15 protein-coding genes are annotated in these 20293 nt (G+C 62.6%); 7 read left to right on the top strand and 8 right to left on the bottom strand.

From position 1 onward, the window contains the following. Positions 1-207: 207 nt before the first annotated feature. From ACV1FX_RS04440 to ACV1FX_RS04430, 3 genes are all read right to left on the bottom strand, one after another. Entirely contained in the window at positions 208-765 is a 558-nt protein-coding gene (locus tag ACV1FX_RS04440; RefSeq protein ID WP_473116331.1) for a flavodoxin family protein, read from the bottom strand. Positions 766-874: 109 nt separating this feature from the next. After that, positions 875-1375 carry an MgtC/SapB family protein gene (locus tag ACV1FX_RS04435; protein WP_473116446.1) on the bottom strand — a complete coding sequence of 167 codons (501 nt, stop codon included), beginning with the start codon at positions 1373-1375 and terminating at the stop codon, positions 875-877. Beyond that, positions 1375-1956 carry a peroxidase-related enzyme gene (locus tag ACV1FX_RS04430; RefSeq protein WP_473116330.1) on the bottom strand — a complete coding sequence of 194 codons (582 nt, stop codon included), beginning with the start codon at positions 1954-1956 and terminating at the stop codon, positions 1375-1377. The genes ACV1FX_RS04435 and ACV1FX_RS04430 overlap by 1 nt, the downstream gene beginning before the upstream one ends. Before the next feature lie 370 nt (positions 1957-2326). Here ACV1FX_RS04430 and ACV1FX_RS04425 point away from each other — a divergent pair, with 370 nt between their 5' ends. From ACV1FX_RS04425 to ACV1FX_RS04400, 6 genes are all read left to right on the top strand, one after another. Beyond that, a complete protein-coding gene (locus ACV1FX_RS04425; RefSeq protein ID WP_473116329.1) occupies positions 2327-3181 on the top strand; it encodes a transporter substrate-binding domain-containing protein in 855 nt (284 codons plus the stop codon). A gap of 73 nt (positions 3182-3254) precedes the next feature. Continuing rightward, a complete protein-coding gene (locus ACV1FX_RS04420; RefSeq protein ID WP_473116328.1) occupies positions 3255-3923 on the top strand; it encodes an amino acid ABC transporter permease in 669 nt (222 codons plus the stop codon). A gap of 1 nt (position 3924) precedes the next feature. Then, positions 3925-4593, top strand: a complete 669-nt coding sequence (locus ACV1FX_RS04415; RefSeq protein WP_473116327.1) for an amino acid ABC transporter permease — start codon at positions 3925-3927, stop codon at positions 4591-4593. Beyond that, positions 4577-5380: an amino acid ABC transporter ATP-binding protein gene (locus tag ACV1FX_RS04410; RefSeq protein WP_473116326.1), complete on the top strand. Its 804-nt coding sequence runs from the start codon at positions 4577-4579 to the stop codon at positions 5378-5380. Before ACV1FX_RS04415 ends, ACV1FX_RS04410 begins: the two co-directional genes overlap by 17 nt. Positions 5381-5390: 10 nt before the next feature. Then, positions 5391-6308, top strand: coding sequence for an aminotransferase class IV (locus tag ACV1FX_RS04405; RefSeq protein WP_473116325.1), 918 nt, complete (start codon positions 5391-5393; stop codon positions 6306-6308). Next, positions 6305-7723, top strand: coding sequence for an MmgE/PrpD family protein (locus ACV1FX_RS04400; RefSeq protein WP_473116324.1), 1419 nt, complete (start codon positions 6305-6307; stop codon positions 7721-7723). Before ACV1FX_RS04405 ends, ACV1FX_RS04400 begins: the two co-directional genes overlap by 4 nt. A gap of 22 nt (positions 7724-7745) precedes the next feature. On the opposite strand, the gene ACV1FX_RS04395 is transcribed toward ACV1FX_RS04400, so the two are convergent. The 3 genes from ACV1FX_RS04395 to ACV1FX_RS04385 all read right to left on the bottom strand — a co-directional run bounded on the left by ACV1FX_RS04395 (position 7746) and on the right by ACV1FX_RS04385 (position 14638). Then, a complete protein-coding gene (locus ACV1FX_RS04395) occupies positions 7746-9524 on the bottom strand; it encodes a di-heme-cytochrome C peroxidase (RefSeq protein ID WP_473116323.1) in 1779 nt (592 codons plus the stop codon). 280 nt (positions 9525-9804) lie between these two features. Further along, positions 9805-12705 carry an ATP-binding protein gene (locus ACV1FX_RS04390; RefSeq protein ID WP_473116322.1) on the bottom strand — a complete coding sequence of 967 codons (2901 nt, stop codon included), beginning with the start codon at positions 12703-12705 and terminating at the stop codon, positions 9805-9807. A 196-nt stretch (positions 12706-12901) separates the two neighbouring features. After that, positions 12902-14638 carry an ATP-binding protein gene (locus ACV1FX_RS04385; protein ID WP_473116321.1) on the bottom strand — a complete coding sequence of 579 codons (1737 nt, stop codon included), beginning with the start codon at positions 14636-14638 and terminating at the stop codon, positions 12902-12904. 447 nt (positions 14639-15085) lie between these two features. Between ACV1FX_RS04385 and ACV1FX_RS04380 the strand changes: the two genes are divergently transcribed. Next, on the top strand, positions 15086-16054 hold the full coding sequence (locus ACV1FX_RS04380; protein WP_473116320.1) for a catechol 2,3-dioxygenase: 969 nt from the start codon (positions 15086-15088) through the stop codon (positions 16052-16054). Between the two features lie 208 nt (positions 16055-16262). Here ACV1FX_RS04380 and ACV1FX_RS04375 read toward each other — a convergent pair whose 3' ends face one another. Together ACV1FX_RS04375 and ACV1FX_RS04370 are read right to left on the bottom strand one after the other, a co-directional pair. Beyond that, a complete protein-coding gene (locus ACV1FX_RS04375; RefSeq protein ID WP_473116319.1) occupies positions 16263-19778 on the bottom strand; it encodes a molybdopterin cofactor-binding domain-containing protein in 3516 nt (1171 codons plus the stop codon). Then, entirely contained in the window at positions 19778-20260 is a 483-nt protein-coding gene (locus ACV1FX_RS04370) for a (2Fe-2S)-binding protein (protein WP_473116318.1), read from the bottom strand. Before ACV1FX_RS04370 ends, ACV1FX_RS04375 begins: the two co-directional genes overlap by 1 nt. Between the last annotated feature and the right edge of the window lie 33 nt (positions 20261-20293).

The following is a 20293-nucleotide window of genomic DNA, read 5'->3' as shown; positions in this document are numbered from 1 at the left end:
GAGCGTAAATGGGATCGACTGAGTCCAGAACCCCGCTCGCCTGCATAGGCGTGCTGCATGTGTTGCTCTTCAAGGTAGAGGCATCAGGCGAAGCCGTACGGGGACTAGAGTGTACCCATAAACCGGCCGGTGGCGCGACGAGGATTAAGTCTGCTTGCCCCTGTAGCGACCAAGTTCGTGCGCGGCGTATTATCTCGCGATGAGCCGCTAAGGGACATCACGGCTCATGATCTGAGCCAATCGCTTGCCAAGATATTGCGCCGTGCTCAGGTCACTTTGGGGCAAGGCCCCATCAACAAGGTGAGTCGCAAGTCCAAGCTGGCTCCCGAGACGATTGCGGTCACTGGGATCCTCTCCTCCTGGAATGTCCAGGCCACACCACAGCATGCCGTGTTGAGCGGCGAGAATCGTGAAGTAAGTCAATGTGTGAAGCTGATCGCCGCTCGCACAGGCGCCCGTCGTAAAGCCTGCCGCAATCTTGTTTGCCCACTTTTGTTTGCTCCATCTGTCGCTGGAGGCATCAGCAAACGCTTTGAACTGAGCGGAAGGTCCGCCCATGTAAGTCGGACTGCCAAATGCCACTCCCCTTGCCGCGTCGATGGTGCGCAGCAACATCTCATTCTGAAAGCGGCCTGAGACAACGTCATCGCCGCTGATCCGGCAGAGGGTCACATCGGTAGTCGAAGCTGCGCCGTGCTCTATGGCCCGTGCCAACTTCTCGGTGTTTCCGGATGCGGAAAAGTAGACTATCGCGAGCTGGGTCATTGCGGGAGCGGGTTTTGCGAAAACTCCCATATCTTCGTTGGCATCGTGATTAAGCACAAGTGCGTTTAAGGTTTTGTTCAGGTCAGCTTGGAGGCATTTAGTCCGCGTGCTACCGCTCCCGCGCGTCTCGCTTCGCCGTTGTCTCGGCATCATGCGACTCCTCCTCACCGCCGAGCGCGCGGTGCAGCCAGTGCTCGGTGCGGTTGCCGACGGTGAGGATCAGGAAAGCCAGGACGAACGCCGTGCCGACGATCGGCCACTCGCCGGCCCCGCAGGCAATCCCGAGGCAGGCGGCGAGGAATGTGCAGGCGGCGCTGGTCAGGCCCCGCACGCGAAAACGCTCGCTTTCATGGACGATGACGCCGGCACCGAGAAAGCCGATGCCGGTCAAAATGCCCTGGATGACGCGGCTTGCCGCGTCCGAGATCTTGCCGGGCTCGGCGAACTGGGCAGCCAGCAACACCACGGTCGCAGTCGACAGCCCGACGATGCCGAGCGTCTTCAGCCCGATCGGCTTGCCGTGCAGGTCGCGGTTGAGGCCGATGGCGCAGCCCGCGAGCGTGGCGGTGCCAAGCCGCAGCACGATTTCCGGCCAGTCGAGCGGCGCGATCATTGTTTCGGCAGGCGTCCCATCAGGTAGAACTCGTCGTTCGGCCGCATGCCCGTGAAATTCGCGAGCCGGTTCGACAGCGCGAAGAACGCCGAGATCGCGGCAATATCCCAGATGTCGTCGTCGCTGAAGCCGTGCGGGGCAAGCGTCGCGAAATCCTCTTCCGAAATCCGCTGCGCGTCGGCCGAGACCTTCATGGCGAAATCGAGCATCGCCTTCTGCCGCGGCGTGATGTCGGCCTTGCGGTAGTTCACCGCGACCTGGTCGGCGATCACCGGGTTCTTGGCGCGGATGCGCAGGATCGCCCCGTGCGCGATCACGCAATACTGGCACTGATTGGCGGCCGAGGTCGCCACCACGATCATCTCACGCTCGGCCTTGGTGAGGCCGGAGTCCTTCTCCATCAGCGCATCGTGATAGGCGAAGAATGCACGAAACTCTTCGGGCCGGTAGGCCAGTGTCAGGAATACGTTCGGCACGAAGCCGCTCTTCTCCTGCACGGCAAGGAGGCGCGCGCGGATGTCCTCCGGCAGCGTGTCGAGGGCGGGGGCGGGGAAGCGCTTTTCGGAGGGTTTGGTCATCGGCATGGCCTTCCGGATCGGGGTGGCAACCATAATCGAGACTGGTGCCGTGCTCAACGTCCGGACCATCCCCGGCGGTCCAGGCGGGCAAGGAAAGTTCTTCAGAACGAAGAATTGCGACTGTCGGATGCTCTGCATCGACCGCTTCTGGAAAAAATGATTCCGCTGAAGGCTGCGATCGAGGCCTCAGGGATTTCAGCGAGCTCATCGCGCACGCGGGAGAAGAAGTTCTTCTGGTATTATCGGGTGAAATCGTATTACACGGAATTCCAAGAGCCCTCGGTCATGCCTCGCAAGACAGAGGGATGCCGGCGCCTGACAAGGGCCTCCCAAAATCCGCATTTCGTTCGATCCAGAACAGGGACAGCGCATGACCGAGCCGTCTACATCCCGCCGCAACCTTTTGAGCCTTGGCGCCGTTGGCGTCGCGGCAGCCACCGTCGCCGCATCGGGCGCGCAGGCGCAGTCGTCGACCGATACCCTTCAGCGCATTCGCGACAGCGGAGAGCTCAAGATCGGCGTCGCGCAAGGCGAGCCGTGGTTCTACAAGGATGCGCGGTCGAACGAATGGTACGGCATCGGCTGGGGCGTTGGCGTTGCTCTTGCACGCGATCTCGGCGTGAAGCCCGTTCCGGTCGAGACCACATGGGGAAATGCGGTTGCCGGGCTTCAGGCAGGACAATTCGATGTCATGTTCGTGCTCGACGCCACGCCACAGCGGGCATTGGCCGTCGATTTCCCGGTCGAGCCGATGTTCTGGTATGCGCAGGGCCTGCTCGTTCGCGACGGCCTCGCGGCCAAGTCGTGGGCCGAATTCAACAAGCCGGAGGTCAGGATCGGCGTCGTCCTCGGCACGTCGCCCGATCGCGATATCACCACGAGACTTCCCAACGCGCAGATCGAGCGCTTCCCGTCAGGCGATGAAACTGCGGCGGCCTTCCAGGCCGGCCGCGTCGATGCGATTTCGCTTTTTCATCCCGCGCTCGTGATGCTTCAGGCGCGGGTCAAGAAGGGCACGGTTATCCTGCCTGAACCCATTCGCGCCTCGAGCACGAGCGCGGGCGTACGCCGTGATACCGACAAGTCGTGGCGTGACTGGCTCGGGCTGTCGCTCGCCTACTACTACGCGACCGGCGAGACCCAGCGGATCTACGAGGAGTACCTGAAGTTCCGGAACATCGACGCTTCGAAAGCTCCCGCGATCGTTCGCGAACAATGGAAATGATGGCTCTGCCGTAACACCGAGGCGGGCGGGGTTACGTGTTTCCCGCCCGGTTGCAAGTGCGGGGGTAGCTGCCGTGCGATATACCTGGGACTTCAGCCCCGTCTGGAACAATGCAGGCTTCCTTCTCGGAGGCCTGCTCAATACTCTCTGGCTGTCGGCATGCGCCATTGTTCTCGGCATGGCGATCGGTCTCGTTCTCGGACTCATGCGCCTGGCCAAATCCCGGGTGCTGTCGCTTGCGGCCACGGCGATCATCGAGTTCTACAGGAACACACCTCCGCTCGTTCATTTCTTCTGGTATTTTTACGGCTTGCCCATCGTCACCGGCGTCAGCCTCAGCCCTTTTGCGGCGGCCCTGCTGGCGCTATCGGTCCAATCAGGCGCGTTCTTCGCCGAGGTTTTCCGAGGCGGCATCGTTTCAATCGAAAAGGGCCAGTGGGAAGCTGCGCGTGCCCTCGGCATGAACTACACGAAGCTCATGTGGCGGATCATCCTGCCTCAAGCCATACGCCGGATGGTGCCGCCTCTGATGGAGCGGTCCTTCGAGTTGGTCAAGACGACGGCGCTTGCAGCTACCGTCGCTTACGGAGAACTGCTCTACCGGGCGATGACGGTCGCCTCACAGAGCTTCCGGCCGCTTGAAACCTATACGGCGGTCGCAGCGATCTTCTTCACCGTTCTCCTGGCTGCAAGCCTCGTCATGCGTCGGGTCGAAGCGCGCCTGCACGGAAACGGCGACTGACATGAGCTACGAATTCCAGTTCGCCGAAATCTTCTCCAATACCGACCTGCTGCTGCGTGGCATCGGCCTGACCTTCGCACTCTGGGCAATAGCCTTCACGTTCTCACTAATCGTCGGCCTGTTCCTCGGGATCGCCAGAAGCTCTCGGCGCAAATGGATCAATTGGCCCGCCTCACTGTACATCGAGGTGTTCCGGAACACGCCTGTCCTGGTCCAGCTGGTGTGGTTCTACTACGCGTTTCCGGTGCTGACGGGCGTCCAGACCACGCCGTTCGTCGCCGCAAGCCTGGGACTCTGCCTGAACACATCGGCATATTGTGCAGAGATCTATCGTGGCGGCCTGCAATCGATTTTCCGAGGGCAGTGGGAAGCAGGACGTGCCCTGGGCATGCCGTACTGGAAGGTCATGCAGCGGATCATTCTCCCGCAGGCACTGCGGCGGATGATTCCGGCATTCACGAACCGTGGCGTCGAGCTCGCCAAGATGACCTCGATCGCCTCCGTCATCACGGTCAATGAGCTGATGTATCAGGCTCGGTCCTTGAGCACGCAGACATTCCTGCCGCTCGAAACTTTTACGGTCGTGGCGATCATCTACTTCGTCCTGATCTATCCCGGTACGCTTGCGGCATATCTGCTCGAGCGCCGGCTGAATGCCAGGGGAGCCTGATCCTATGGACAACGACATTCTGCGGGTCGAGAACCTCAACAAGAGCTTCGGTGAAAACCACGTGCTGCGCGGCATCGATCTGGCGGTGAAGCCCGGCGAACGCATCGCTGTTCTTGGCTCGAGCGGGTCCGGAAAGAGCACCTTCCTCCGCTGCATCAATTTCATGGAGACGCCTTCCGATGGCCGCATCTGGCTCGACGGCAAGGCAATCGGGCAGGCGACCGGCAAGAACGGATTGGGTGCAATCCGCTATCCCGAGGCCGAGCTGTGCCGGCTGCGCACGCGGATCGGAATGATCTTCCAGCAGTTCAATCTGTTCCCGCACAAAACCGCGCTGGAAAACGTGATGGAGGGACCCCTCTCGGTCCTCGGCAAATCCAAATCGGAGGCGGCCACCAGGGCGCGCCACTACCTCGCAAGGGTAGGGCTTGCCGAAAAGGCGGACCAGTTTCCCTCACGGCTCTCGGGTGGGCAGCAGCAACGCGTCGCCATCGCGCGGGCGCTTGCGATGGATCCCGAGATCCTGCTTTTTGATGAACCCACGTCGTCGCTCGATCCGGAGTTGGTGGGCGAGGTGCTGCAAGTTATCCTCGATCTCTCCAGGGAGGGCCGGACGATGCTGCTCGTCACGCATGAGCTTGGCTTTGCCTATCATTTTGCGACGCGCGTTCTCTTCCTTCATGAGGGGCGCATCCACGAGGAGGGGACACCCGACCAGGTGCTCAAGGCTCCCCAGAAAGAGCGCACCAAAGCCTTCCTGACCCGCTTCACCGAATTCAGCTTCTAGGCATGGTCCGATGATCGAGAGCAAGGGCGCTCAGACGCCAGTGGAAGACCCACGCAACGCGCACGTGTTGATCTGGCTCAACGGCAGGCTGGTGCCCAGATCAGAAGCCGTGGTCTCGATTTTCGATGCCGGCTTTGGCTTGGGAGACGGCGTCTGGGAAGGCATTCGTCTCAGCCGCGGCAAGCTCGTCCTGGTCGACGAGCATCTGAAGCGGCTCTACCGGGGTGCCCAGACGATCGCGATAGACATCGGCATGACGGTCGCCCAGATGCGAGCCGCCCTGGAGGAGACCGTATCTGCCAATGGAATGGAGGATGGAGCGCATCTCCGCCTCATGGTCACGCGTGGGGAAAAGAGAACCGTCCACCAGGACCCAAGGAACGCGCTCGGCAGGGCGACCGTTGCGATAACCGCCGAGTACAAGCTGCCTGATCCGGAAATCAAGGCTTCCGGAATGAAGATCGCAACCTCCACTTTCCGATGCAGCAGTCCTGATGTCTTCGACCTGCGGCTGAACTCGCACAGCCGCCTGAATCTGATTCAGGCCCTGCTTCAAGCCATCAGCAGCGGTGCCCACGAGGCACTGATGCTGGATCCGTCGGGCTTTGTGTCGAGCTGCAACTCCACCAACTTCTTCATTGTCCGGGATGGACGGGTCGAAACATCGACAGGGCGGTTTTGCTTCAAGGGAATCACGAGGGCCAAGATCATCGAGATCTGTGCCGGTCTCGGTCTCGAATGCCGAGAGCTCGACTTCACCTTGGCGGAGGTCTACGGGGCGGATGAGGCGTTCGTGACCGGCACGTTCGGCGGCGTGACGCCGGTGCGTTCGGTGGATGGACGTCGGATTGGCGACGGGTTGCCGGGCCCCGTGACGCTTTCCCTCGCGAGTGCCTACGAGCAACGGTTCTACGGCGCCTCGACATGAACGAGGTGGCGTCAGCTCTGACAGCGCAGGTTTGCCGGTTCGCGGCGCAGCTTCGGATCGAAGACATACCCGCCGAGGTTCGCAAGAAGGCCAAACTTCATATCCTCGACACTCTCGGCTGCGGCGTCGCCGGCGCGGGAACGTCACTGGCGCGACAATTCCTGCAATACCTCCGGTTGGAACATGCGCACGGAAACGTTCCCGTCTTCGGGGCGGGCCTGCAATTGGGCTCGGCTGCTGCCGCCTTTGGCAACTCCGCATGCATGAATGCCCTTGATTTCGATGACGGCTATGAGATTGCCGGAAAGGGCATGGGGCACCCCGGCGCTACGATCATTGCCGCCGCCGCGAGCGGGGCGTTCGCAAACCGGGTCAGCGGAAGCGAGTTTCTGACGGCGGTCGTCGCCGCCTATGAGATCAACAACCGGCTCATCCGTTCAATTCAGCCGACGATCGAGCGCTTTCGCGAAGTCTACGGTGTCTGCCAGCACCAGACGGTGTCCGCCTGCATCGCATTCGGCAAACTCTCGCAGCTTGACGCTGACGAAATGAACAACGCCGTGGGGCTTGCCGCCACGCTTTCCAGCGTACCAAGTCTGCGGAAGTACAACTTCGATGAGCGCCCGCTGATTTCGCTCAAGGACTTCAATGCGCCCGCGGCGGAGGCGGGCGTACGCGCCGTGCAGATGCATGGATGCGGCATCGTCGGATCGAAAAGCGTGCTGGACGGCCCGACGGGGCTGTGGCGCATGCTTGGCTCTGATTGCTTCGAGGAGGAGGGGCTCACCGCCGACCTGGGAGAGGAATGGGCAATCCTCGGCAGCGCCTTCAAGGCCTATCCGGTGTGCCGGTGGATGCACACCGCCATGGAAGCCCTGGAGCAACTGGCCAGGGACAATTCGCTTGGCCCCGTCGATATCGACCATGTTGTCGTTCATACATCGAGCGGTCTTTGTCGGGATTTCATGGATCCGGCACCCGCGACGATGGTGGATGCCCAATTCAGTTTCCCCTTTGCGATCGCAGCTTTGCTTCTTGGGATCCATCCCGTTTCCAGATGGTATGCCCCCGAGACTTTTGCGCGAGCCGATCTGCTTCAACTGGCCGGGCGAGTTCGTGCGGAAGTCGATCCCGCGATCGATGACTTGATGAGCGGCGAACGGCGCCGGCCGGCCGGCCGCGTCACGGTCACGAGCAGGGGAAGGTCATTTGCGTCCCCCCTCATTGAATTCGCGCTCGGCAGTGTCGAACGGCCAGTCTCCGAGGGGCTGATCCGGAGCAAGTTTATCGACAATGCGATGTCCGTCGTTGGACCAAGCGCTGCCGAGGAGTTGTGGTCGCGTGTCGACGCATTGGAAGCCGCAGCCGATGTCGCAGATGTGCTTCGGCTGGCAACTCTCCCTGCGGCACCGTGAGCGGCTTCTTCAGCCGAGGCTCTCAGAGAGTCTTCAAATATTCGAGGAGTGCCTTCTTTTCGTCGTTGGTCAAGTGCGTGCCATAGTCATGCCCGCACCGGCTGTTTCCTGAATTGAGGTCGTTGCAATCGGTGACTTTGCGAGATGGTCCCGCTTGCTTGGCGTCAAGACCGATGTTCTCGATGTCGTATTTCGTGCCAAGATTAAATTGTGACATGCGCTGCGCGGGTGGCACGAGCAATTCCGCCAAAGTCGGCACCGAGCCGTTGTGCAAATAGGGCGCCGCGGCCCAAATTCCCTCCAGCACGCGAGCTTCATACTCGCCCCTGTGGAGAGTGCGCTTCAGGAGCGTCCAAGACTCGATCGTCAGGCTTTCTGGTGGTTCCGAAGGTTGCGCGCTGCTGGGCAGCGCGTTGGAGGCCTGCACCGGCGAGGGACGTTCGGAATGCGCCACTTGCCCGTCGGCAGTCACGGAGGAGCCAAAGCCGTCACCGGCACCGAGCTCGCTCCCCAGATGCAGCTTGTGGTCCAGAATCGTACCGGCGACTGCGCTGAACATCATGTGGACGGCGTAATCCTCCTCCTCGAGAAACCTGGCGATCCCCAGGATACCTGCTCCTTTCAGCGCGCCGGTCTTCACTCTCCAACCGAGCTCATCGTACTGACGCGTGTCGGTGCCGACGTTCTTGATCGGCGTCTCCCACGTCGTAGTGAACAGGTCACGCAGGGCGTGGATCTCCTTCTTCTCATGGCAGCCGTCACTGCAGTATCGCTCGTAGAGTTTCTGCCCTTTTTCAGCCAGCTTCGAGTCGAAAGGCCACTGCTCTGGCCATTTTGGCGGGCCAATTTTCATGACCAGTTTCTCGAGTCTTTCCAGTCCATCGAAGTTGACGGAGTTGGCATAGTCGAAGAATAGGCCGGACGAACGCTTGGGTTCGAAATTGCCGAATGCCAGAGCCTGCCCAGTGTTCCGGGCAAGCGCGAAAACGCGGTTTCCATTCAACACAAAACCGGCCCAGTCGGTCTGGTTCTGCATTGGCGTATTCCACAGGAATGGATACCGGACGGGAGCGTCGGCAGTCTTCATGTTCTCCTTGATCAAGAAATCGGGCGGAGGCCCGACGTCGGTCCCGGCGATGCGGTTGAAGATGATCCCGACTGCGTCCAGCCGTCCAGGCCCCCAGCCCACTGGCGGCATTGTCCCGGCCACGAATGCATCGACGCGTCGGTGCCATGCATCAACCTTCCGACGCAGGTCGGCAATATCAGCAGGAGAGGGCGCTGCTGGTTGGAAGACGGCCGCCGCGAATGCAGCGAACGCCGCCTCGCTGGCGGTGGCGTCTCCCACCGCCTTGTTCAGATCGCTGAAGTATTCCTGGAAATCGATGAAGGCCGGTCCGCCATCGATGCGATACGCCTTGCCGTCCACTTCAACCTGTCGGGTATGACAGGCGGAGCACGTTATCCCGACCATCAGAGAATCCGCCGGACCGGTGGTATGGAGGCCGACGGGAAGGTTGTCGGTATTGCCGGGATTTGGGAGAAAGCCGTATCGGGCCAGCCCGTCCGCGAGGAAGGGCTGTCCGTCCTTCGCTTTCAATGCCCGTAGCCAGGCGAGGCGGATCAGGCGCGAGCCCTGGTCGCGCGTGTAATAGTCAGCCCGTTCTGCGGCTGTCCAATCTGGGCCCTGGTTGACATATATTGGCTCGCCGAGAGCGAGTGGATCGCCAAGAGCGGCTTCAATTCCGAAGATTGCCGCAACGATCAGCGCAAAGCGAATGAGGAAAGCGACACGATCCATCGCATGACCCTCCGTAAACTACAACTTGACCACCTATTTTTTCGAAACCAGGCGAAATCAGACCGGAAGAAATCAGCGTCGGCGCTGCAGCGCAGGAGACGTGCGGAGCCGAGCGAAAGAAAAAGCGCAGCTCGCCCGGCGGCGACGGGAGCTGTCAGAACTAGCCACCGGAGGCCGCGATTGTACTTCGTGGCCAATTCCCGTCAAGGTCGTTGCTCTCGAGCCGGCCGCCTGAATCTCGGACTGCGCCGGTCGAGCGCGGCTGACCCACGAAATCCCGCTAATTCATGAGCCGGGATACGTCCCAGGCGACGATGCCAAACTGATCGCAAATTGCGCGCATCTCGGCGAGAGCCTCAGCGGCGCGGGGAGCGTCAGGCTTCGCTTCGGCGAGCAGTCGCGCCCTCAGAGCGAGACATTCGACGATGAGCCATGGATTCCCGATGGTTCTGGCGATGGAAAGCGCATCATCCAAGGCGTTCAGGCCACGCCTGGATTTGCCGTCCCGAACGAGAGCCTCAGCGTAACCCGTATAGAGAAGACAGAGCTCGATCTGGCCCGTCCGCAGATGCGCGCCGCTTTCCATGCAAGCTTCCACCAGGTCGATGCCCTGGTGCGCTTGGCCTGCTCGTGCCAGCGCGGTCGCCAGTGCTCCGGTCAGGTTGGCCTTGCTGGCGTCGTAGCCGTTGCGTTCGACGATCTCTCGCGCAATCGACAGACATTCCACGGCTTGGTCATTCCGGTGGAGCATGAGGAGATTTCGCCCCATCGTAATACGGGTGAGCACTTCCCCATATGAATCCTGTTCGCGAACTGCAATTTCCAATGCGCGTGAGGCGAATTCAAGCGCCTCAGCATATTGACCCGTTGCATTCATGAACCAGCTTCTGAATGCCAGGACCGTGCATTTGGGGCCGGCTGGCGTTCCGAGTCGGGCAGTCTCGAGTTCTCCCGTGAGCATTTCATTCAGTTCGTCCATCGCCGCAATCGCGCGATCGACGTGGCCCATGCTGTGCAACAGATTGGCCATGATGGTTTGATTTGAAAAGATCAGCGCGGGCGATTTCAGCGATCTAGCCGTCTTCAATCCCTCGCGCGTGATCTGCAGCCCTTCTTCATACCGCCCCTCAAACCAATAGAGCATCCCGAGTTGCGATTGGACGCTGCACACCTGGGCAATCCTGCCCTGGCGCCGCGCCAGCTCCAACGTTCGCGGCAAATGCGTGTTGACCTTCTTGAATTCGCCGAGCTGCAACATCGAAGCGAAGCTCATTCGGCCGAAATCGACATATTTTTCTTCGGCAGCTTCCCCCAGACGCTCGACGAGCTTGAGCGCGCGATCATATATCAAGCTGAGCGACGACGCCGCAGCGTTGCGACGCGCCTCGACGGCGGCCTCCCAGAGATAGCCAAGCGCGGCGCCGGGATCTCCTGCTTCTTCCGCATGAAAGGCCAGCTGCTCGTAACGACCGTCCAGGTTTGGGTAACGCTGCACGATTGCCTGAATGGCGGTCCGGTGGATTTCCCAGCGCCGATCGCGCGGTATCGTGTTGGCACAGGCCTCGGCAATGATCTGGTGGCGGAAACGCGCGGTGTTGCCCGCAAGCGGATGGACAAAAGCAAATCGAGCAAGCTCGTACAGAGCGGCAAAAAGTTCGTCCACCTCCACGCCGAGCACCGCCGTGGCCAGTTGGATTTCAACCTCTTCTCCGAGCAGGCTGAGCGTCTGTGCGAATGCCTTTATCTTCGGTGACAGGCGCTGTAGGCGCGCATGAATCACGGACTCGACGCTCTGAGGCAGTGACTTTTCGCTCATTGCGTTCGTCGCGTCCGCCGAGCGCAAGAACTCTTCCAGGACGAAGGGGACACCGTCAGCGCGATCGACGGCTCTCGCAAGCACCGCCGGGGATCGATCTCTTGGCCACAACTGGCGTCCCAAGGCCTCCATATTGGTCCGCGACAGCGGCTGCAGATGAATGATCGATTCCGCAATATGCATGGCGTGGTCCGACGCTTCCGGACGTCCCGTCAGCAATATGCAAAGCGGCCGTGGGGTATCCGCACGCGCGAGCAATTTCAGGAAATGGCGGCTTTCCGGATCGATCCACTGGAGGTCTTCGATCAGCAAGAGAGTAGGTCTGCTGAGCGCCAATGCCAGGAAGGCATTGACGAGTGCGCGTGCAATTTGCGTTTGCGTATTGTCGCTCAATCGTTGGCGCGCCGACGTCTTTGCGACGACGAACAGGGCTTCGAGTGTCCTGCGATCGCCTGCCTCGACGTCCAGTTCCGCGAGCGCCTCGCGAACATGGTCATCCGACGACAGGCTGCTTGCAGCCAGCATGTCGCCCACCAGGGTCCGGGCCGCGGCAAAGGCGGTGACACGCCGCTGCACGCCGCCAAAAAAGACATAGCAGCTCACGTCGGATGTCAGCGCCTCGGTCATGATGGCCGTCGCCAGCCGGCTCTTGCCAATGCCAGGTTCGCCCAGCAAGGCGATCGAGCTGCTGCTGCCGCCCGGGCGCGGGAGTAGCTCTCGAACCTGCGCAAGTTCGTCGATCCGGTTCACGATCGGATTTTGATAGCGGCAGGCGATGTCGTTGTGATCGACGTCGTCAGGCCGGGCATGCAGCGTGTAGGCTTCGATCAGCCGATCGGCGATTCCCGAAGTCGTCCTGTGGGCCGTGAGGTCGAGTGGCGATCGGCACAGCTTTGCGGTTTCGGCGCTAACCCGGATCTCGCCGGCGGTTGCATCCTGCTGCAGCTTGGCAGCGACGTGCACGGTCGCGCCGGCAACGTCGAAGCGGGCGATTGCATTTTTTCCGCCCATGCGCAAACCGACCAGGCCGGAGTGAAGCCCGACGCGGAGATTGACCGGATCTCCCCCGGGGCCGGTCGATTGGCTATGGCTCTGAATGTCCCAGGCAGCCAGGCACGCACGATCCGCATGATCCTCATATGCGGTAGGCCAGCCGAATATGGCAATGCCGCCGTCGCCCGCATAGTGAACGATCTGTCCGCCAAGGCGCTCCACCGAATTGCGGATATGCTCCAGCCATTGGTCCAAGAACGCCTGAGCCTCATCGGGATCGCAAGTCGCGATGTGGCGAGTTGAGCCGACCATGTCGACGGCGAGAACCGTGATGATGTTACGGTCCGCAGTATTGGCTCCGCCCACGGCCATTTTCTCGCCCCGCGCGCCCAAACCGGCTCTGGAACGCAAGGTAGCACGAAGGACCAACCTTCCGCTATCGGCCTGACGCGACCCATAGCCGCGAAACCCGAGGCAATGTCGTCGTTCGGCAGTGTCCGCTATTCGAGCGAAGGTCGGAGACGCGGGCGAACGTGCGCCTCGTTTGCAATGAGGGGATCGTTCGCCTTTACCGCAGCGGCTTCTTGAGCAGCGAGAAGCGGTCGGGGTCCAGCCCCATCGACGGCTGGAGCATTGGGGTGTCGATGCTGGAGAGCGTTTTCGCAGGCGGCGCCGAGAACACCGGATCATTCGGCACGTCGCGCTGCGACGTGGCGCCGCGCCAGCGCTCGAGCACCGCGCCGACGAAATGCATGTCATGGCCGGCAGTGACTGAGGGAACGCTGCTGATGGTTGCTTCGCCGCGCGGCAATTGATGCGGCGGCACTTCCTTGAAGCGCAGCCGCGTCGGCAGCGCCACGCCTTCGCCGAACGCCAGCACCTCGCGGGTGCCGAGTGAAGGCACGAAGGAGAGCAGGTTGGCGGCGGCGTCCGACACCGCGGCGCGGAGCAGTGCCTGGTCGCGATCGTTGGCAAGGCGCATCGTGAAGAGCGTGTTGCACTGGGAGATGATGGTGGCGTCCAGCTCGGCCGGACGCTGCGTGATAAGGCCGAGATAGACGCCGTATTTGCGGCCTTCCTTGGCGATGCGCGACACCGCCTTGCGGGTCGGCCCGAAGCCGATGTTGCGATCTGCGGACGCATAGCGATGCGCCTCCTCGCAGACGAACAGCAGCGGCGAGACGCCGTCGCTCCACAGGCCGAAATCGAAGGCCATGCGGCAGAGCACCGAGACGACGGAATCGATCACCTCGACCGGGAAGCCGGCGAGCTGCATCACCGTCATTGGCTTGCCGTTGGCCGGAAGACGGAACAGATGGCTGATCACCTCCGCCATGGTGTCGCCGCCGACATTGGCGTTGTCGAACATGAAGGTATAGCGAGGGTCGTTGCGCACCGCTTCGATGCGCGAGATCAGCTTGTGATAGATGATGCGTGAGGAGCGGTTTTCGAGCTTGCCCATGCGCTCGTCGATCAGCGAGATCAGGTCGACGAGACGGTACGGCACTGGTGTGTCGACGGTGAAGCCGACCTGCTTGGGATCGATGCGCTTGAGGCCGATGCGGTCGGAGTTCTGGTACTGGGTGTAGACGCCCTTCGCGATCGGAATGACCTCGGCGAGGATGTCGAGCTCTTCGGGGACGCCAGGGCGGCCCGCAAACAGCACGTCGACGATTTCCTCGAAATTGAACAGCCAGAACGGCAGCTTCAGGTTCCGCGGGTTGAGCACCAGGGAACGGTCGCCGAAGCAGCGGCCATATTCGTTGTGGACGTCGAGCAGGAAGATGCGCAGGTTCGGGCGCGCCTTCAGGATCTCGTTGAGCAGCAGGGACACGCCGGTCGATTTGCCGACGCCGGTCGAGCCGAGCACCGCAAAATGCTTGGAAAGCATTTCCTCGACGTCGACATAGGCGACGACGGAACGGTCCTGTTGCAGGAAGCCGACATTGATCTGGTCAGCGCCGGTCGGCGCGTAGATCGTGCGCAGCTCCTGGCTGGTGATCAGGTCGACCGCATCGCCGATGGTCGGATAGTTGGTGACGCCACGCTGGAACTTGGCCTTGTCGCTGGCATTGAGGATCTCGCCGAGCAGGTCGACGGAGGCGATGGCAATGTAGTTGTCGTTCGCGAGGTTCTCGCAGGAGACCTCGGTGATCATGGCCACGATGATCGAGCTGCCGCAGCGGATGCTGACGAAGCGGCCGACGGTGGCACGCACTTCCGAGATCGGCATCCGGCTTTCAGCCAAAAGCCCGACCCGGGCGAGCGATCCGCGTACCGAAATCACGCGTCCAAAGGATGTCACGATGATGAACCTGGCAACGACAAGGATTTGTTTGCGACTATGCGCGGCCGTCACTGCACAAACGGTTAAATGCAGGGCGTCGCGGCTTTGTTAAATCCGCGACAATTCGGTCGGGAGATTTGTCCAAATACGGAGTTGTCGCGAAAATCGGTAGGCGAATGCCGTTTTCCTGGGCCAGCCGGCCAGTCGGTGCGTAAGGAAGAATTTACCATCCGGAAAGGCGTCCCGGCCTGGTCGGAACCTGGAAGCGGCGCGGCTCGGTGCAGCTCCCTGCGGCACCAGAGATTTCTATTTGTTGACGAGACCTAATCATTTGTACATTAGTACAAATGATCTGGCGACCGGCAAGGCCAACCGCGGATGCGGGTTCCACCGTCGCGTCCGTAAGCCCGCATCGAAATTCCGGGATCCGCAGAGTGGATCGCCCGTCATGCCATGGAGGAAATGATGCAGCCAGAACCGATCCTCGATCTCGCCCATCTCGGCCACATGGAGCTGTTGACGCCGAAACCGGACGAGAGCCTGAAATTCTTCGTCGACGTCATGGGCATGACCATCAGCGGGCAGAAGGGCGAGTCCGTTTACCTGCGCGGTTGGGATGACTATGAGCGCTACTCGCTCAAACTCACGGCGTCGAAGTCCTCGGGCATGGGTCACATGGCGCTGCGCGCGCGCAGCCAGCAGGCGCTGGAGCGGCGGGTCTCGGCGCTCAAGGGGTCCGGCTTCGACATCGGCTGGATCGACGGGGACATGGGGCAGGGCCCGACCTTCCGCTGCCGCGATCCCGACGGCCACATCGTCGAGCTCTATTACGAGACCGAATGGTATCAGGCGCCGCCCGAGCTGAAGCCCGCGCTGAAGAACCAGGCGCAGCGCTTTCCCGCGCGCGGCGTCAATGTGCGCCGCCTCGACCATCTCAACTGCCTCGCTGCCGATATCAAGGCCAACCGCGAGTTCTTCGAGAACTATCTCGGCTGCCGCCTCACCGAACAGATCGTGCTCAACGACGGCCGTGAAGCCGCGATGTGGCTGACGGTGTCGAACAAGAGCTACGATTTTGCCTATTCGCTCGACCACTCCGGCGTGCCCGGCCGTTTCCACCACGTCACCTACGCGCTCGACAGTCGCGAAGAGATCTTGCGCGCGGCCGACATCTTCCTGGAGAACGGCGTCTACATCGAGACCGGCCCGCACAAGCACGCGATCCAGCAGACCTTCTTCCTCTACGTCTATGAACCCGGCGGCAACCGCGTCGAAGTCGCCAATGCCGGCGCGCGCCTCATTCTCGCGCCCGACTGGAAGCCGATCGTGTGGACGGAAGAGGAGCGCAAGAAGGGCCAGGCCTGGGGCCTGAAGACGATCGAGTCCTTCCACACCCACGGCACGCCGCCGGTGGAGACGAAAAAGCACGCCTAGAGCATGATGGGAATAGGCTTGATTGTCGCCTCAAGGAAGGTGCGCTCCTCCCTCGCTTGCGGGGGAGGGCTGGGGAGAGGGTGTTTCCGCAGTGGACGATCCCCAAGTGGAGAGAGCCCTCACCCGGCGCTTCGCGCCGACCTCTCCCGCAAGCGGGAGAGGTTTAGCAAGCCTGTGGCCCAATCGATTAAAGCAAAACCCATCGTGCTTAGTTTGCGGGAGCGCGCACCCGTCCGATCGTCTCGCGCACGCCCGTCCATGCCGGCTTGTCCGGCGCGAATTGTTTGCGCAGGAACGTGACGAGAGCTTCGACCTGCGCGTCGCTCATGCTGTCCTTGAAGGCGGGCATGTAGCCGAGGTCGCTGGATGCGGGCTCAGTGATGCCGTGCAGGATGACCTGCACCAGATTGTCCGGCGCGCTGCTGTGTAGATTGCTGTTGAGCGCAAGCGAAGGCCTGCTGCCGAACAGCGGCAAGCCGCCGACCTCGTGGCAGACGGCGCAGGCGCCCTGATAGAGCCGCGCGCCGGTGGAGGCGGCGACGGTGACTTGCGTCGCAGCTTCGAGTTTCGTGGCCAGCGCGCCCTGCGCCTGGTGGTCGATCACGGTGTCGTTGAACGAGCCGAGATAGACCGCCATCGCGCGGATGTCCTGATCGGGCAGGGCGGCGAGATCCCGCACGATCGGCGCCATCGGGCCCGCTGCCACCCCGTGGAAACGCGAATGGCCGGTGCGCAAATAGGCGTAAAGCTCGTCCTCGCTCCAGGGGATCGGCGCCTGAGACAGCGACGTCAGCGCCGGCGCCTCCCAGCCCTCGGCAAAGCCGCCGGCGAGATAGGCGTGCTGCTGCTCGGCGCCGAGCGCATTGCGCGGCGAATGGCAGGCACTGCAATGGCCGAGGCCTTCGACGAGATAGGCGCCGCGATTCCATTGCTCGGACCTGGTCGGATCCGGCTTGAGCGCGCCGGTCTGATGGAAGAGCGCGTTCCAGCCTGCCAACAGAGGTCGAAGATTGAACGGGAAGGCGAGCGCGTTGTTCGGCGCGGTCGCTCGCACCGCGGGCTGCGCCATCAGGTGGGCGTACAGCGCCTGCATGTCGGCATCGCTCGTCTTCGCAAAATGCGTGTAGGGGAAAGCGGGATAGAGCTGCCGGCCGTCGCGGTGCAGGCCTTCGCGCATCGCGCGCTCCAAGGCCGGATAGGACCAGGCGCCGATGCCGGTCTCGACGTCGGGTGTGATATTGGTGCTGTAGATCGTGCCGAACGGCGTTTCCAGCCCGCGCCCGCCGGCATTCAGCGCCCCGCCCGCGGTCGTGTGGCATTCCGCGCAATTGCCGAGCGCGGCGAGTTCTGCGCCACGCGCGATCGTTGCGGCCGAATAAACCGACGCATCGGGCCGCGCGATCGGCGCGATGGCGCGCCCCGGCAGCATGGCGGCGCCGATGCCGATCGCGGCCGTGCAGAGCGCGGCCACGCTCGCGAAGATGCCGGCGCGCTTCGCAAACGGGTTTGTCCAGGAGCGAGTAGGCGCGGCCGCCGGCGCAGGTAACGCCTGAGGCGCAGGCGACGCGTCGCCACGCAATCCCCTGAGGATGCGCTCCGGCGTGAATGGCGGCTCGCGGAAACGTACGCCGGTCGCATCGAAGATCGCATTGGCAATCGCCGCGGCGCTCGGTACCGAGGCGGACTCGCCGACGCCGAGCGGCGGCTGGTCCTGACGCGGCAGCATCAGCACGTCGATCTTGGGCACCTCGGGGAAGGGTATGATCGGATAGGCGCCCCATTCGCGCGCCGCGACCGCTCCGCGCTCGAAGGAGACCTCCTCCATCAGCGCGCGGCTGGTCGACTGGATCACGTTGCCCTGGATCTGGTGGCGCACGCCGTCCGGATTGATCATCAAGCCGGAATCCTGGCCGGCGACGACGCGGGTGACGCTGACATCGCCAGTCGTCTTGTTCACTGCGACGTCGGCGATCCAGGCCGACCACGCCGCGCCATAGCCGGGAAACTTGCTGTGGACATAGAGCGCATAGGCGAAGCCGCGCCCGTGCACGATCTCGCCGTCCTTCTCCTGCCGGACGGGGCGCGGTGTCCAGCCCGCGCGCTCGGCGACCGCATTGACGAGATCGACCGCGCGCTGGTCCTTCAGATAGCGCAGACGATATTCGATCGGATCGACGCTGGCCTCGGTTGCGAGCTCGTCGATATAGGATTCATGCGCAAAGCTGTTCGGCAGCGCCGAGACGCCGCGAAACCAGGAGGCGCGCACGATGGGAGGCATGTCGTGCGCGACGACGCGCATGTGGTCGTAATCGTAAGGCGGAATGGCGGTGCGGTCGCCCATCCCGAGCACGTCGGGCTCGGGCGAGATCCGGCCGGTGAGAAGCAGCGCAAGCGTCGGTGCGGCGTTCGACGGATAGCGCGTGGCGAGATCGTAGCCGGCGACGCCGCCGTCGGCATTCAACCCACCATTGACGTCGATGAGCTGCGCGGTGCCCTTCGGCTCCCAGGCGTGTTCCTGTTCTCGCGTCAATTGCACGCGCACGGGACGGCCGACCGCGCGCGACAGCAGCAGTGCGTCCGCGCTGACGTCATCGGCGCAGTTGCGGCCGTAGCAGCCGGCGGCCTCCAGGCGGATAACCTCGATCTCGGTCTCGGGCCGCTCGATCAGCAAGGCAAGGTCGGCGCGCAGGATGTGCGGGTTTTGCGTTCCGGACCAAACGCGGACGCGATCGTCCTGAAAGTCGGCAACGGCACAGGACGGCCCGATCGACGCATGCATCTGGTAGGGCCAGACGTAGGTGCGCTGCATCGGCTTGGCAGCGCCGGCGATTGCCGCGTTCACGTCACCCTTGTCGATCAGCGTGCGCGGCGTCGACGGGTTGGCGCGCAGCGCAGTCTCGAGATCGGCCAGATCGGGCAGGGTGGGTGTCGGCTTCCAGCTCACCTTGAGCCGGCTTGCGGCCAGAATCGCATTCTCCTCGCGCTCGGCGACGACGCCGACGAAGTCGCCGATGCGCACGACGCCGACGAGGCCTGGGATATCGCGCACCGAGGATTCGTCCACCGCGATCAGACTGGTACCGACGAACGGGCCGGCATCGACGCCGGCATAGGGCGGGCGCACGACGCGACCGTGCAGCATGCCGGGAACGCGGATGTCGTGGACGAAGGTCAGTTCGCCCGTCGCCTTCGCCGGCAGGTCGACGCGCGGGACGGACTGGCCGACGATCGTGTAGTTGCCGACCGGCTTCACGGCGACATCATCAGCGAGGTCGAGACGGATGATCTCATCGCCGATCAACTCACCATAGCTGATGCTGCGGTTGTGCCCGCGGACCAGCCCATCCTCGATGCTGAGATCCGCCGCCGGCAGCTCCAGCCGCTCGGCGGCGCGTGCGATCAGGAACTGCCGCGCTTGCGCGGCGGCCTTGCGCAGGGGAACGGCGGTGATCTGGATGGTCTCGCTCGCAATCGTTGCGCCCTGGTTGGGCACGACCGCCGTGTCGCCAAGCACGACGACAACTCGCGCGAAGGACACATCTAACTCTTCGGCGACGATCTGGCCAAGCGCGGTGCGAATGCCGGTGCCGAGATCGACATGGCCGTTATAGGCGCTGACCGTACCGTCCGCGGTGATCCGCACGAAGGTTTCGGATGTGATCTCGTCCACCGTGCGGACGACGACGAGCGACCCTCGCTCTGCTCCGTTCGCAACAGAGGCCATCAATCACCGGCCTCAGCGAGCTGGCCTGATGCGCGCATCACGGCACGCAGGATTTCCACATGCGTGCCGCAGCGGCATAGATTGTATCGCAGCGCGGCCATCGCCTCCTGCTCGCTGGGTTGTGGATTCATCGCAAGCAGCGCCTTGGTGGTCATGATCATGCCGTTGAGACAGTAGCCGCATTGCGCGGCCTGCTCGTCGATGAAGGCCTGCTGCACGACGTCAGGCTTGTCGCGCGTGCCGAGCCCTTCAAGCGTCACGATGTCGCGCCCCACGCAACCACTGATCGGAATGACGCAGGAGCGTGCAGCGAGCCCATCGATCAGGACAGTGCAGGTGCCGCATTCGCCGAGGCCGCAGCCATATTTGGGACCGTTGAGCGCGAGGTCGTTGCGCAGCGCGTACAGCAGCGGCGTCTCCGGCGCGGCGGCGACGTCGTGGATCCTGCCATTCACGGTGAGGCGGATCATGGTCTGCGTCATCTCTGGTCCCGGCGCGGCGCGCGCGTGTCAAAA

The organism is Bradyrhizobium ingae, from assembly GCF_055791185.1.
The sequence above is the reverse complement of the archived record's forward strand: the minus strand, read 5'-3'. Positions and strand labels throughout refer to the sequence as shown.